General features: G+C 64.3%; 16 protein-coding genes and 1 tRNA gene. 6 read left to right on the top strand and 11 right to left on the bottom strand.

The features are described from left to right. Positions 1-140: 140 nt before the first annotated feature. Positions 141-920, top strand: coding sequence for a TerB family tellurite resistance protein (locus tag RBB42_RS23920; protein ID WP_305971942.1), 780 nt, complete (start codon positions 141-143; stop codon positions 918-920). 96 nt (positions 921-1016) lie between these two features. Here RBB42_RS23920 and RBB42_RS23915 read toward each other — a convergent pair. The 6 genes from RBB42_RS23915 to RBB42_RS23890 all read right to left on the bottom strand — a co-directional run bounded on the left by RBB42_RS23915 (position 1017) and on the right by RBB42_RS23890 (position 5508). Further along, a tRNA-Gln gene (locus RBB42_RS23915) sits at positions 1017-1091 on the bottom strand. A 60-nt stretch (positions 1092-1151) separates the two neighbouring features. Next, complete coding sequence (locus tag RBB42_RS23910) at positions 1152-2150, bottom strand: GGDEF domain-containing protein (protein ID WP_305971941.1); 999 nt, start codon at positions 2148-2150, stop codon at positions 1152-1154. Continuing rightward, entirely contained in the window at positions 2147-2749 is a 603-nt protein-coding gene (locus RBB42_RS23905) for a heme NO-binding domain-containing protein (protein WP_305971940.1), read from the bottom strand. The genes RBB42_RS23910 and RBB42_RS23905 overlap by 4 nt, the downstream gene beginning before the upstream one ends. A 112-nt stretch (positions 2750-2861) precedes the next feature. Further along, entirely contained in the window at positions 2862-4436 is a 1575-nt protein-coding gene (locus tag RBB42_RS23900) for a trimethylamine methyltransferase family protein (RefSeq protein ID WP_305971939.1), read from the bottom strand. 83 nt (positions 4437-4519) lie between these two features. Further along, on the bottom strand, positions 4520-5227 hold the full coding sequence (locus RBB42_RS23895; RefSeq protein WP_305971938.1) for an HAD family hydrolase: 708 nt from the start codon (positions 5225-5227) through the stop codon (positions 4520-4522). Next, on the bottom strand, positions 5224-5508 hold the full coding sequence (locus RBB42_RS23890; RefSeq protein WP_305971937.1) for a DUF3572 domain-containing protein: 285 nt from the start codon (positions 5506-5508) through the stop codon (positions 5224-5226). The genes RBB42_RS23895 and RBB42_RS23890 overlap by 4 nt, the downstream gene beginning before the upstream one ends. Positions 5509-5635: 127 nt before the next feature. Here RBB42_RS23890 and RBB42_RS23885 point away from each other — a divergent pair, with 127 nt between their 5' ends. After that, on the top strand, positions 5636-7084 hold the full coding sequence (locus RBB42_RS23885; protein ID WP_305971936.1) for a diguanylate cyclase: 1449 nt from the start codon (positions 5636-5638) through the stop codon (positions 7082-7084). A 16-nt stretch (positions 7085-7100) separates the two neighbouring features. Here RBB42_RS23885 and RBB42_RS23880 read toward each other — a convergent pair whose 3' ends face one another. The 4 genes from RBB42_RS23880 to RBB42_RS23865 form a co-directional block, all read right to left on the bottom strand. Then, complete coding sequence (locus tag RBB42_RS23880) at positions 7101-7634, bottom strand: periplasmic heavy metal sensor (RefSeq protein ID WP_305971935.1); 534 nt, start codon at positions 7632-7634, stop codon at positions 7101-7103. 3 nt (positions 7635-7637) lie between these two features. Further along, positions 7638-8042, bottom strand: coding sequence for a hypothetical protein (locus tag RBB42_RS23875; protein WP_305971934.1), 405 nt, complete (start codon positions 8040-8042; stop codon positions 7638-7640). Next, the gene (locus tag RBB42_RS23870; protein ID WP_305971933.1) at positions 8035-8622 is read right to left on the bottom strand and encodes an RNA polymerase sigma factor; all 588 of its coding nucleotides are present in this window, start codon (positions 8620-8622) and stop codon (positions 8035-8037) included. Before RBB42_RS23870 ends, RBB42_RS23875 begins: the two co-directional genes overlap by 8 nt. An 84-nt stretch (positions 8623-8706) precedes the next feature. Beyond that, positions 8707-9285: an EF-hand domain-containing protein gene (locus tag RBB42_RS23865; RefSeq protein ID WP_305971932.1), complete on the bottom strand. Its 579-nt coding sequence runs from the start codon at positions 9283-9285 to the stop codon at positions 8707-8709. 220 nt (positions 9286-9505) lie between these two features. On the opposite strand from RBB42_RS23865, the gene RBB42_RS23860 reads away from it, so the two are divergent. The 3 genes from RBB42_RS23860 to RBB42_RS23850 are packed head-to-tail and all read left to right on the top strand — an operon-like array spanning position 9506 to position 11429. Continuing rightward, positions 9506-9895: a DUF983 domain-containing protein gene (locus tag RBB42_RS23860; protein WP_305971931.1), complete on the top strand. Its 390-nt coding sequence runs from the start codon at positions 9506-9508 to the stop codon at positions 9893-9895. Positions 9896-9904: 9 nt separating this feature from the next. After that, positions 9905-10618: an NUDIX hydrolase gene (locus RBB42_RS23855; protein ID WP_305971930.1), complete on the top strand. Its 714-nt coding sequence runs from the start codon at positions 9905-9907 to the stop codon at positions 10616-10618. A gap of 46 nt (positions 10619-10664) precedes the next feature. Next, the gene (locus RBB42_RS23850; RefSeq protein WP_305971929.1) at positions 10665-11429 is read left to right on the top strand and encodes an alpha/beta fold hydrolase; all 765 of its coding nucleotides are present in this window, start codon (positions 10665-10667) and stop codon (positions 11427-11429) included. Positions 11430-11576: 147 nt separating this feature from the next. Here RBB42_RS23850 and RBB42_RS23845 read toward each other — a convergent pair whose 3' ends face one another. Then, a complete protein-coding gene (locus tag RBB42_RS23845; protein ID WP_305971928.1) occupies positions 11577-12542 on the bottom strand; it encodes a LysR family transcriptional regulator in 966 nt (321 codons plus the stop codon). A 65-nt stretch (positions 12543-12607) separates the two neighbouring features. On the opposite strand from RBB42_RS23845, the gene hisD reads away from it, so the two are divergent. After that, positions 12608-13921, top strand: coding sequence for a histidinol dehydrogenase (gene hisD, locus RBB42_RS23840; protein ID WP_305971927.1), 1314 nt, complete (start codon positions 12608-12610; stop codon positions 13919-13921).

Raw genomic sequence — 13921 nt, 5'->3', positions numbered from 1 at the left:
AACCAACCCGATCAGCAGGTGCAACGAGTAGCTTAAATTACGCCAGTTCCTATCCAAAAGATGGGGAGTAGCTCAATGTTGTCGAGGACGATCTTCGGTTCAAAGCACAACTCGGTATCGGAGATGACGTCTATGCCACGGTGCGGCTGAAGAAAGCAGTCTTCGAGGCCTGGGATGTTGCTGGAGTTGCGGCTACAGGAGCTCAAGTCGCTAGTTCGGCTTTCGTCGCGCAGAAGTTTTTTGCTGCTCCGAGTTTGCTGGCTTCCATCGGCATCGGAACCGCAGCCACACCTATCGGATGGGTTGTCGCTGCGAGTGTTATCTCGGGTGGAGCGTGGGTGGGCATCACAAGATATCTCAAGTCCGACGGCGGCAAGACCAAGGTCATACCCGAGTTCATCAACACGCCTATCGATGTTCTGGGGCTCGGGCTCTTCGACCTGATGGCACCGCTGGCACTGAAGATTGCCGCAGTGGACGGCCATGTCCACGAACAAGAACTCAGGGCGATCAAGGACTACTTCGTCCGGCAGTGGGGATACTCGGAACAGTTCGTGGACGCAGGACTTGAGTTCGTCAGCCAGAAACGCGACGACTACGAGATCAGGGCGACCGCCGCCACTCTCTCAGCATTCGCGCGGGACAATCCGGACTGCAAAGCCGATGTGATGCTGGGCGACATACTCGCTTTCCTGCGGGAGGTGATGGAGGCCGATGGACGGATAGACGAGCGTGAGGAAATGGCAATCGAGCGCGTCGAGACGGTGTTTTCTGAAGAGATGCGTTTTTCGGTGTCCAGAAATGTTGCGCCTATCGCAGAGGCAACGGGTCGGTTGGTAGGCCGCGTCAGTTCCGGTATCGGTTCAGCTCTTCGAAGTCGGACGGTCCAACAAGATAAAGGCTCGCAAGGATCAGACTAGGAGCAGACCGTCTGGGGCATCGTTTGGGTCACTGAGGCCGCCCCCCAAGAGCCTGAAGCCCTTGAAGCGCAAGACGTTACGAGCGAAGCGAGTAACTGGCTGGGGTGGTAGGATTCGAACCTACGGTACGCGGTACCAAAAACCGTTGCCTTACCACTTGGCTACACCCCAACCGTGGCGCGCTACTTACGATGAGGATTCAGCGGGATCAAGACCAAAATTGCAGGAAATTCACTTACTCGCCACCTTCGTCGGACCTTCCCCCGCGGGGCCTTCTCCGAAGAAGCAGAACTGCGCACGCCCAGCGCGTTTTGAGGCGTAGAGCGCCATGTCTGCCTGTTCCAGCAACTCATCCGGATTGTCGATACCCCCGCCGGCGGTCGCAATGCCGATACTGGCGGAAACCCGGCACTCCCGCCCATCGTAGCTTACTGGTTGCTCGATCCTGTCAATGAGATCGCCGGCAATCTCGCCAAGGCGCTCGGGCTGCATCGAACCGCCGAAAACAATCAGGAACTCGTCTCCACCGACGCGGACCGCGGTATCATCCTTGCGGATCACATCCGTCATGATGCGAGCGACATGCCGCAACACCAGATCGCCGGCCGCATGCCCCAAGGTATCATTGACCTGTTTGAAGAAATCGAGATCGATATGCATCAGGGAAAACGGCCCCCGTCCACGCTTGAAACGCTCCAGCACGGCGTCAAGCGCACGGCGGTTGCGCAGCCCGGTCAGCGTGTCCGTGTAGGCCCTCTCCTCGGCGGCAACCATTGCGCCCTGAAGCCGGGTGTTCAGGTTCCGAGAGGCATCCATCGCAGCGGATTTTGCCTCGACCAGGTACAGCATTTCGACAGCGAGATCCGTGGGCGCAAAGTCCGAGCTCGTCAGAGCATAGTCGCGCACCGCGCTCATCACGTGGATGCCGAAAGACAGGTTGATCACGGCGCCACCCTGCCCATCGGCAACAAGCACGCCGTAGAGTTGTGTACGGACGCCCCCCCGCAGCCGCAGGCGAATCTTGCGGCCTTCGGTCTGCATGAGTTGTTTCATGCAGGTCACGGCGCGCGGGCGAAACACCTCGAACACCTCCAGGAAGAGCGCGCCCTCAAGCGGTTCGGGACTGATCTTGTGCAAGGTCGGACCGGCCTGCCGGATATGGCCCGAAGGCTCCAGCAGCAGGTGCATCGGACAGATCAGATGCAGGATTTCCTCGGGGAGGATGCTCATCCCTCGCCCCCACCACCGCTGCTTGCGGCCAGTTCGAACTCGCGCCCCTCGGCATAGGCGGTCTCGATCACCGTTACCATCAAATACTGTTCGCCCCGACGCCCGCTTTCGGTATCGAGAAGAACCAGCGCGCCGTAGTCGTCGGCCATCGCCCGCAAGACCCCCATCATGACGTATCCGAACCCGGGCAGGCCATCGCCCACCCGCAACTTGAACTGGGTGCTGCCGTTATCCGTCAACTCCAGGTCAGGCAGGACAAGATCGGCGACCACCAGGCGGCTCCGGTCCGGGAGGTCGTCCAGGGAATGCAAGAACTCGATGAAATCGACGCCCCCGAAGCGCAGCAGGCGGCGCAAGCCCTCGCTGTTGGGGTGCGACACGAGGTAGGTACCCACGTCCTCCCAGATCGCCTCGGCAGGCTTATCAAGCACGGTTTCCGCCGCACTGATCAGCGCGCTGTAGGTTTCGGGCGCATAGTTCAGCATCGCCTCGAAGTCGGGCATCTCAAGACCCGCCTTCTCGGCAACGTCGGCCCATATCCCGGGGCCATATGTATCCTCCACAAAGACCTGGAAGGTCCGCAGGATCAACCCATGCATCTTGCCATTCCTCAACGCCTTGGTCGGAGCATGGCGATCAGCGATTAAGAATCCGGAAACAGGTACAATTGCCCGAATTTCCGCAAGGGAACTCTCCACCTCAGGTCCTGGGTCAGAAGTCCGTCGGCGCCCCACCCTCTGCCTTGCGGCGCGCGACAAAGTCCTCCAGTTCCTCGCGGATCGCCTGATCCATCGGCGGCGCCTCGAACTCGTTCAGGATGCGTTTGAACAGCGTGTGCGCGCGTTCGGCCGTCCAGACGGCACCAGTCGCCTCCCAGGCCTCGAAGTTCTTCCAGTCCGACAGGAAAGGTTGGTAGAAAGCGGTTTCGTAGCGCTCTTGCGTGTGGTCAACACCGAAGAAATGGCCGTTGGGTCCCACTTCACGGATCGTCTCGACCGCCAGCGCATCGTCCGAGACATCGCAGATCTCGGGTTCGAGGTAGCGCTGGATCTGCTGCAACACCTCGCAGTCCATGATGAATTTCTCGGGACTGGCGACCAGCCCGCCTTCCAGCCAGCCCGCCGCGTGATAGACCATGTTCGTGCCCGACTGGACCGCGGCCCAGAGAGAGTGTTCCGTTTCCCACATGGCCTGTCCATCCGGCACGTTGGCGGCGCAGACCCCCGAAGACCGCATCGGCAACCCGTAGAAACGCGCCATCTGGCCGGTCATCTGGGTCGCGCGCATGTATTCCGGCGTGCCGAAGGCCGGGGCGCCGGTCTTCATGTCGACGTTCGAGGTGAAGGTCCCGATCACGCAGGGAACACCCGGGTTGATGATCTGCGCCAGCACCACTGCCGCCAGACCCTCGGCCAGGGATTGCGCCACTGCGCCCGCCATCGTCACCGGCGCCATCGCACCGGCCAGCGTGAAGGGGGTCACAACCAGCCCCTGCCCGCGCCGGGCCAAGCGCATCCAGCCGTCCATCATCGGGTAGTCGTGTTTCAGCGGCGAGGTCGAGTTGATGTTGGTATACATCCGCGGAAGCGCCTCGAACTCTTCGTGGCTGATCCCCTGGCTGATGCGCACCATTTCCATCACGTCCTCGACCCGCTCCTGGCCCAGGGAATAGGCGTGCATGACCTTGTCCGTCAGCGTCAGCTTGTCAAAGACCACATCCAGGTGACGCACGCTTGCATGCACGTCCACGGGCTCGACCGGATAGCCGCCCGCGAAATGGATACAGTTGAAATACTGCGTCAACTTCAGCAGGTTCGCGCATTGCTGCCGGGTGCCCGAGACCTTCTTTCCGATCTCCAGGTCATAGTAATTCGGCGGAGAAGAAACGTTGCCGAAGAGGATGTGCCCGTCGCCGATGGTCAGTTTGCGGTCCGGATTGCGCGGCATCAGCGTGAACTTCGCCGGGGCCTTGGCGAGCATCTCCATGACCATGTCACGTCCGATGCGGACGTTCTCGCCCTGGACGGTGCAGCCCGCGGCACGCAGGATCTCGACCGCCTCGGGGTGCAGGAACTCGATCCCGATCTCTTCGAGGATGCGCATTGTCGCATGGTGCAGGCGTTCCACGCCTTCCTCGGTCAGCGGTTCCGTGGGGCGATCGATGTTGAGTGGCAGGCGCCAAGGCATCTGTTCGATTGCCGCGCCGTCGCGGCGACGGTTGCCCGCGCGCCCCCCGGTCCGGCGGCGTTTCTGGGCGGTCAAGGTAGCTTCAACGGCATCCGGCATGGTGGCTCTCCGTGTCTGGTGCCCACCATCACACAGCGCCCGCACCGCGCCTTCCTTCGCAAAACCGACGAAATCGGTCGCTTTCAGGTTCCGTGTGCAGCGAGCCAGTCCGGAAGATACCCGATGTCGGGCAGAACCACGTCCGCCATCGGCGCCAGGGTGTCCGCATCCGCCATCCCGGTCAGCACGCCGGCCGTCCACATGCCTGCCGCCCGACCGGCGGCAAGGTCGTGAAGGCTGTCACCGACCATGATCACACGGTCCGGCGCATGGCCTGTCGCCGAGGCAAAGGCCAGCAAGGGCGCCGGCGACGGCTTGGCGCCGTGGCCGCTGTCGGCCCCGGCGACGAAATCGAACATCCCCTCGATCCCGGCGGTTCGCAGGTGCGCACGCGCCACGGATTCGCTGTCGTTGGTCATCACCCCCAGGCTGAGCCCGCGCGCAGCCAGACCGGCGAGATAGGGCACCAGCGCCACCGCCTCGCTCAACGGGGCGTCAGCCGCTTCGGCGATGATCGTCGATTCAAGCTCTTCGATACTGCGTTCGGGCAGGATGGGCGCGATCAGTTCCGCCACCTCGCGGTTGGTCCCCGCGATCACCGGACTGCCCGGCAGGAAACGGCCCGTTTCCAGATCGAACATCAGGACCCGCGCCAACCCGTGTCGCCTCAGGTCATCTCCGCCGGCCAGATTTACGATCAGACGCGCCGCAAAGGCGTTCCAGGTTTCTGCAAAATCGAAAAGGGTGCCGTCCTTGTCGAAAAGCACCGCCTCGATCGCGGCTAAAGTCATGTCCAGTGCACCGTTTCCCCGCCCGGCAGGGCCATCCGCGCAGCCATAGGATCCTGCGGTCGAAGGCCTTGCGCCTCGCAGAACTCCATCACCCAGGCGTCATCCATCAGGAGGAAATCGAGAACGGACCCTTGGAAGGTGGGGTCCTGCAGCCCCTCCCGGAAATCCTCCTGAGAGGCCCCGGTTGCGCCTAGAAAGACCTGCAACAACTCGTCATTTCCGGCCAGCCAGGCCACAGCCTGCAAGCCGACGGTTTCGGCGGCTTCCCGCGACAGATCCATTTTGATCTCTCTCCGAAAGGGTTTCTTAACCAATAATCATCAAAGCTGAGTGTTAAGAAAAGTGCAAGCGCAGCTAACTGCGGCTAACCTGCATACGCGGGGGTATCGAAAGATGACCGGAAGGATATTGATAGTCGATTCGGTTCCGACGAACCGCATCATCCTGCGTGTCAAATTGTCAGCCGCCTACTACGACGTGATCCAAGCCGACAGCGGCGAGACTGCGCTGGCCCTTCTGCGCAAGCTCTCGCCCGATCTCGTGATTACTGCCACCGAACTCCCCGACATGACCGGGCGTGCGCTCTGCGCCGAAGTCAACAAGTTGCCATCCAGCGTGCGCATCCCCGTGGTGATCCTGCATGGCGCCGATGACCCCGGTGAACGGCTCGCCTCGCTTGCGGCGGGCGCTGACGATGTGCTGACCCGTCCGGTAGATGACCTTGTCATGCTGGCCCGGCTGCGCTCTCTTCTGCGTGCCCGCGACGCAGAGGCCGAACTGCAACTGCGCGACGACACCCAGCGCGCGCTCGGCCTTGCGGAAGAGGGGGCTGCTTTCGTGGCACCGGGCCTTGTGCGCCTGGTCTCGCCGCCAAAACTGCCCGAGACGAAGGTCCTGAGCGAAGGGCTGGCCACCCGCATTTCCGACCGGATCGAGGTCGTCGACCCCGAGGACGCGCTGCGCGAACACGCCCGCGCACCGGATGTCGTGATCGTCACCGAGGCGCCGGGCAGTTCCGGCGAGGCCCTGACGCTCTTGCCGCAACTGCGCGCCAGCCGTCACACCCGCCATTCGGCGCTGATCTACATTGCGCAGCCCAACCAGCAGCGCGAGGCGGCAAGCGCGCTGGACATGGGGGCGAACGACCTGCTCAGTTCGGGCCTCGACCTCGACGAACTGGCCATCCGGCTGAAGAAACAGATCGAACGCAAGCGCACCAACGACCGGCTGCGCGCCAACATGCGCGACGGGCTACGCGCAGCGGTCTGCGACCCTCTCACGGGGTTGTACAACCGACGTTACGCAGTGCCGCATCTGTCGCGTCTGGCAGACCGCGCGGCGGCTCAGAAACGCCCCTATGCCCTTCTGCTGGCGGATCTCGATTTCTTCAAGCAGGTCAACGACAACCACGGCCACGGCGCCGGAGACGCGGTTCTTGTCACCCTGGCGCAGCGTCTCAAGGACAATCTGCGCGCCGCCGACCTGATCGCGCGTTGGGGAGGCGAGGAATTCCTGGTCGCCATGCCAGACGCCGGCCGAACCGCGGCCAAGCGCACGGCGGAACGGCTTTGCCGGATCATGTCGCGCCAGCCAGTGACCCTGCCCGACGGCAGGCAGCTGACCGTGACGCTGTCGATCGGGGTCGCGATCGGTCGCCCCGGCCATGACACCAGCCCGCTGGAACTGATCGAACGCGCGGACGAGGCGCTTTACGCGGCCAAGGACAAGGGACGCAACACGGTGGTCATGGCCGACACGGTACGTCCATTACCCACGGTTGGGTCCACGTCACTGGCCAAATCCCTACCTGTCAGCAACGACAAAGAAGCCGAGGCGCGGCGCGCCGGGCTGACTTGACGAAAATCCGCCGCGCTCAGTCGCGCGGCGGTTTCGGCGACTGGCGTCCGTCCTTGTCGCCATCCCGCCGGTTTCCGCGGCTGCGCATCCGCTCCAGTTCGGATTCCAACCTGTCGGCATAGGCGCGACGCTCTTCCGGGCTCATCTCGGCCAGGAACTTCAACAGGACCTCCTGACCGCGCGCCCGCACTTCGACGCCGCGGGCGGCCTGATCCGCCAGCAACGCTGCAAGAGCGGCCTGGTCGAACGGGTCCTGCCGCAGCAGGTCAAGACCGCGCTGGTAATCCGCCAGATAGCCCGCCCGCATGGTACCGGCATCCTTGCGCATCGCCCGCCACAGCCCGCGGCGCAATTCGCGCCGCTGGTCCTCGTCGAAGGCACGCGTGTAGGGCAGCACCGGATCGCTTCGGTCGCCACGCGGCGCAGGCGGCCCGTTGAGGAAGAATCCCACCGCCGCGCCAACCACCAGCAGGTTGAGCGCCAGCGACATGAACAGCAGAATGCGCAGCCAGCGTCCGGGCCGAGCCGTGTTTTTCTTTTCCGACGCCATTGCCTACCCTTCCATCAACGCAAGGTCGAAACCGCTCAGAGGATCGACACCGAGCGTTCCCAGCCCGGCGGCATCGCCGCCCCAGAAAACCGACAGACTATCCTGCGAGCTGACCCCGATCAGGATCCCCGCCGCGCAGGCAGTCGCCAGCCCGGTCACCCCGATCCAGCCGCCGAGCGCCTCGCGCAATTGCGCCAACCGTTCCGGCCTGCGCGGCAGGACAACCGGCGCCGGGGACGACACGCGCGGCTGCTCGGCCAGCGCCTGTGCCTCGATCCGGGCCAGGAAATCGCCGCCCGGTTGCGGCGTCTCGGCGCGGGCGGCGGCAAAAAACAGCCCCAGCGCATCGTCCTCCTGCCTGCCTTTGGGCAGCACAGGATCGTCCCGGTTGTCCTTGCGCTCAGTCATCGTCTTCATATCCCAGTTCTGCGCGGCGCCCGATCAGCGCCGCCTCCAATGCCCGCTTGCCCCGCGCCACCAGACTCTCGACCGCGCGCGGCCCGATGTCCATGATCTCGGCGATCTCGGGGTTGGGCAGCCCCTCGATATGACGCAGGATCACCGCCTGGCGCTGCCGGTCGGGCAAGGCATCCAGCGCCCCCTGCAGAGCCTCGGCGCGGGCCTGCTGCTGCAGTCCCGCCGCCGCCGAGGGCGTCTCGTCCACCGGCTCGGGTACCGAGTCGATGTCCGTCCCCCCACGCCGCCGCCGGATGCGATCGATGCAGAGGTTCGCCGTCACCCGGTACAGCCAGGTCGAGACCTTGGCCTCGCCCATGCGCCACCCCGGCGCCGCACGCCAGAGCCGCAACAGCGCTTCCTGCGAAACGTCCTCTGCCTCGGCCCGGTCGCCGCCCAGCATCCGCATGGCATGTGCGAAGACGCGCGGCGCAAGGCGCTGGGTCAGAACCCGCGCCGCACTGGCGTTGCCGGCAGCGTAATCCGCCAGCAGGTCTTCGTCGGCTGCCGTACTCATGGCTTCGAAAGGCATATCCCGTCCATCGTTCCGCGCTATCCCGGCAGCTCGCCGTGTGCAACGGTCCGGGCGGCGGCCTGCGCCGCCCGGTCTCTTCAATCAGCTGTCGTCCGACATGTTGGGGCCACCAAAGAACGGAAAGCCCATGCCGCCGTGATGGCCATGCCCGCCACGCTGACCGTGTTCGCGGTCCTTGTGCCCAAAGCGGGCCTTGCCGCCGCGATGGAAGGCACCACGCGCCTTTTCGATCTCTTCCAGGGTCAGCGCGCCATCATCGTCAGCATCCAGCCGGTCGAACATGTCCTGGGGCGCGCGCCGGTCCGGACCTGCAGCCAGTTCATCGGCACTCAGCAGCCCATCGCCGTCCTGGTCCAGCCGCTCGATCATCTGCTGCATTCGCGCAACGCGGCGGGCATCGCGGGCTGCCGCGATTTCTTCGCGCGACAGCTTGCCGTCACCGTCGGTGTCCGCGGCCTCGAACCGTGCGGTCTTGAAGGCCTCGATCTCTTCCTTGGTCACCTTGCCGTCGCCATCGGTGTCGATCTCGGCAAACATTTCCTGCATGACGGCGCCACGCGGCCCGTGGTCGCCAAATTCCATGCCCTTGGCCGAGGCCAGACCCGCGGTGCCCATCACCACGACCATCGCGCCAGTGATCCAGAGTGCAGTCGTTTTCATTTCCTTGTCCTTCCAGAGTTTGTCTCGGGTGTACAAGCCGCCCGCTCTCCGGGCGTCTCTGCAGGCTATCACGGCCCAGCCCGGCAATTCCGTCGCAAGAAATTTCGGCTTTGCCTTCACGCTGCCGTGATCTGTGACATCCGGACGCAATGACGTTTTGCACCCTTCCGCAGCATCGTCCGCGCCCCCATCCTGCATCACGGTAACGCGTATAACTGAGATGGACGACATGCCGGACACTCCGGAAAAAGACAGCCTGTGGCCGACGCTTTGGCGGGGCTGGAGGCGACGCTGCCCCAATTGCGGGAATGGCCCGTTGTTGTCGGGATACCTGACCGTGCGAGATCACTGCCCGGTCTGTCGCCAAGAACTGCACCATCACCGGGCGGACGATGGCCCGGCCTACCTGACGATCCTGATCGTCGGGCACCTGATGGCGCCCCTTCTGCACGTGGTCTTTACCACCTGGCGCCCGGAACCACTGGTCCTGTTCACGATCTTTGGCGTTGGCTGCGTCGCGCTCTCGCTCTATCTTCTGCCCCGATTGAAAGGGGTGATCGTGGCCTTCCAGTGGGCACGCGGCATGCATGGTTTTGCGCCCCCAAGCTGAGGGACGCAGATGACCGAGACGACGACCAAGCCCATCGACAAGACCGCGATCCGCGATGCCGCCACGGTGGTTGTCCTGCGCGACAGGGCCACGCGCCCGCGCGTCCTGATGGGACAGCGCGGCGCCAAGGCCGCCTTCATGCCCAACAAGTTCGTCTTTCCCGGTGGCGCGGTCGATGCGCAGGACGCGCAGATACCGCTGGCCCGCGCCCTGCCGCCGCTCTGCGCCGCGCGGCTGAGCGAAGATTCCTCGCCGGAGATGGCCCGCGCGCTGGCCGTCGCCGCCGTGCGCGAACTGTGGGAGGAAACCGGGCAAATCCTGGGCGTTCCCGCCCCCTGGCCCGAATCGATCCCCGAAGACTGGTTGAAGTTCGCCGGCACTGGGCACCGCCCCTCGGCCGAACCGCTGCAGTTCATTTTTCGCGCCATCACCCCGCCGGGACGTCCGCGCCGCTTCGATGCGCGGTTCTTCCTGCTCGACGCGGATGAACTCGCCTCGGACCCGGATGATTTCGACGCCGCCACGGACGAACTTTCCCACCTGCAATGGATCGCCGTGGACGAGATCCGCGATTACGACATGCCCTTCATCACCGAGGTCGTTCTGGCAGAAGTGGCGGCGCGCGCGACGGACGCCACCCCGCCCGCCTCCGTCCCCTTCTTCCGCAACGACGATGAAGAAAGCCTGTTCCTGCGCCTACACGGCACGCCGATGCGCGATTGACGCGCGACCACTGGCCCTTGACCACCGCGCATCGTATGTCTTGCCCATGTTGAACACGCTTTCTCACGGCACGCCCGACGGTATCCCCCTTGTCATCGTTCACGGGCTATACGGCTCGGGGCGTAACTGGGGAGTGATCGCCAAGCGCCTGTCCGACCGCTGGCACATTTTGACCCCGGACATGCGCAATCACGGCGACAGCCCCCGGACTGAAACCCACAGCTACCCCGACCTCGCGGGGGACTTGGCAGAACTGATCGACGCCCACGGCGGACGCGCGCATGTGGTCGGGCATTCAATGGGCGGCAAGGCAGCAATGGTCCTGGCCTTGCAACACCCCGAGAAGCTGGCCTCTCTTCTTGTCGCGGACATCGCGCCCGTTGCCTATACCCACAGCCAGATCCAGTTTATCGAGGCCATGCGCGCGGTTGACCTCTCCCGCGTCGAAAAGCGCTCTGACGCGGTGGAACAACTGGCGCAGCATGTCGACGACAAGACGCTGCAGAGTTTCTTTACCCAGTCTCTGGACGTGCAGAACAAGCGGTGGAAGCTGAACCTGGACACTCTGGCCCGGGAAATGCCCAAGATTCTGGGGTTTCCCAAAATCGAGGGGCGCTACGAAGGACCGACGCTGTTCCTCTCGGGCGGTCAGTCCGACTATGTGCAAGCTGAACACCGCCCCCGTATTCGCAAACTGTTCCCCAAGGCGCGGTTTGCCAAGATCCCGAAAGCAGGGCACTGGCTGCACGCCGAAGATCCGCGCGGGTTCGAGGCCTCTGTCCGGGCTTTCGTGGACCACGTCGAAGGCTAGCCGACCAAGGGCAGTTTCACGATTTTCGAAACTGCGGCATTTCCTTCCCAAAACAGACGATTGCCCCGTGGACAGGGCATGCCCTTAGGGCAATCTGGCGTCATGCGACAGGTCAACGTGCTGTTCGCGCGCCGATGCCGCGCGCCGTCAGCTTTCCATCACCCTCAGCTCGCCCTCCAGCCAGGGCAACTGCGCCAGCGCCGGGGCAATGACCATGTCGCTCACCAGCATCCGCATGGTGCGCGCAACGTCGCGCGGCACCCGGTCCGCCCAGTCCGTTCCGGCAAACAGCGAAATGGTGCGCGAGAAGGGTTTGAAGGGCACGGGATGCGCCTCCATCTGCTCGTGGTAGCGCCCGGCGCGCATGTATCCCAAGGGCGTGGTGATCGCCCAGCCCATGCCACGCGCCACCAGGGTCATCAGCGACAGGTGTGCCCCGATCTCGAATCTTTCGGCGAATTCCAGCTTTTGCCGCGCCAGGTGAGCCTCGATCTGGCGCCCGATCAGCTGTGCACGATCGTAGCGCAGGATCGGCAGCGCCCGCATCATCGCCTCGACCCCGCCCGCCGCCTCGACCGCACCGCGGGCGCAGACAAGGATGTAAGGGTCTCTTACCAAAGGATATTCGACGATTTCCTCCATCACCTCGCCGCTGCTGGCAGAGATCGCCAGATGCAGTCGACGCGCCTTGATCTCCTCGGAGATCTCGTGGCTGGGCGCGGTGATCAGCTTGAACCGGCAGCGCGTCATGCTCTCGGCCAGGATGGTGACCAGGCGCGGCGTCAGGTCGTTGTCGAAATCGTCGATCACCCCAAGGCTCAGCGTGCTGAGATGGGTGAGATCCATCACTGTCAGTTCATTCTGAGCCAACCGCAACTGCCGCAGTACCGCCTGGGTCCGCCCCAGGAACGACCGGCCCGCCGGGGTCAGCTGCATCGGCCGACGCCCGTGATCCAGAAGGTCCACGCCCAGCGCCCCTTCAAGGTTGCGCATCTGCTGGCTGACCGCGGGCTGGCTCAATCCCGTCATCTCGGCCGCTTTGGCGACCGAGCCAGTTTCCGCCAGCGCCTCGAAGACCTCGAGCCCGCGCAACGTCACGCCTTTCATCAACATCGCAGAATCTCCGAGGTCACAATTTCCGTTTTTGTGAACCTGTCCGCCCACGTCAAGGAAAACGCATGTCCCGCCTGATCAAATCCGCCCCCGGCCTGCCCCCCGCCTCGATCGCGGAAATTTCCGACACCGTGCAAATCATGTTGGCCCGCCTCAAGAGCGGCGGCGCAGAGGTCGCGCGTGACTATGCCGGCCGCCTTGATGGTTGGACCGGCGACATCACGGTATCGCCCGAAGAGATGCAGCACGCCGCCCGCCAGGTGCCCGATGCATTGAAACAGGCGCTGGCCTATGCACATGACAACATCCGCCGGTTTGCCGAGGCGCAGCGCGCTTCGGTCCAGGACTTCGAGATCGAACTGCATCCGGGCCTGACCACAGGTCAGAAAAGCCTGCCGGTTTCGGCGGCCGGTTGCTACGTCCCCGGCGGGCGGTACGCGCATATCGCATCGGCATTGATGACCATCGCCACCGCCCGCGCCGCCGGCGTGCCGCATGTCACCGCTTGCGCCCCACCCCGTCGCGACGCGGAGGGGACCGCGTTGGGAATAGATCCGGCGACGCTTTATGCCATGCAACTTGCCGGGGCCGACACGATCCTGACCCTGGGCGGCGTGCAAGGGATCGCCGCGATGGCTTACGGTCTTTTCGGAACACCCCCCGCCGACGTGCTGGCCGGCCCCGGAAACGCCTATGTCGCCGAGGCGAAGCGCCAGCTTTACGGTCCCGTGGGCATCGACATGTTCGCCGGACCGACGGACGTGTTGATCCTGGCCGATGCCACTGCCGATCCGGAACTGGTCGCTCTGGATCTGGCAGGACAGGCCGAACACGGACCGACCTCGCCCTGTTGGCTGGTGACGGATCACGAACCGCTGGCCAGCCGCGTGGCAGAGATCATGCCGCGCACCTGCGCACGCCTTGGCGGCGACAATGCCCGCGCCGCCCGCGAGGCCTGGGAGGCGATGGGCGAAATCGTCCTCTGCCGCAGCCGCGAGGAGATGGCATCCGAGGCCGACCGCTATGCCCCTGAACACCTGCATGTCCAATGCGCCGACCTGCTCTGGTGGCAAGCGCGCCTGTCCAGCTACGGCTCGCTGTTCCTGGGGGCCGAGACCACCGTCGCCTTTGGCGACAAGGCTTCCGGCCCCAACCACGTCCTGCCCACCGGCGGCGCCGCGCGCTATACTGGCGGGCTCTCGGTGCACAAGTTTCTCAAGACCGTCACCTGGCAACGTGCCCGCGACGAGGCCCTGCCCGCCCTGGCCCATGCCACCTCTGTCATCTCGCGGGCCGAAGGCATGACCGGACACGCCTTGACGGCAGAAGCCCGCCTCGCAAACCTGTCCCCACGCGCCTGTGCCGCAAATGAAAGTTGA

The organism is Mameliella sp. MMSF_3455, from assembly GCF_030733205.1.
Taxonomy (GTDB): Bacteria; Pseudomonadota; Alphaproteobacteria; order Rhodobacterales; family Rhodobacteraceae; genus Antarctobacter.
This window is presented reverse-complemented; position numbering and strand designations above follow the sequence as displayed.